1 protein-coding gene is annotated in these 241 nt (G+C 70.5%); it reads left to right on the forward strand.

Features of this window, described 5'->3' with window-relative positions:
- The coding region (locus VTU_RS34255; protein WP_010109490.1) for an Ig-like domain-containing protein at positions 1-241 on the forward strand (241 nt) is incomplete at both ends.

Below are 241 nucleotides of genomic sequence, written 5' to 3' on the forward strand. Positions count from 1 at the left end.
AGCGACATCGTCTACACCACGGCCACGCTGAGCCCGACCACGGCGAACGCCGAGCGCACGGTCTGGACGGCGACCTTCACGCCCACGGCGAACACCAACGCCGAGGCGAATACCCTGCGCGTGAACCTCACTGGCGTGCGCGACGACGCGGGCAACGCCGGCGTGGGCAGCGCCAGCAGCAACTACAGCGTGCACACCACGCGGCCCACGGCCACCGTCGTGCTGGCAGACAGCGCGCTCA

This window comes from Verminephrobacter aporrectodeae subsp. tuberculatae At4 (assembly GCF_000193225.1).
GTDB classification, from domain to species: Bacteria; Pseudomonadota; Gammaproteobacteria; order Burkholderiales; family Burkholderiaceae_C; genus Acidovorax; species Acidovorax aporrectodeae.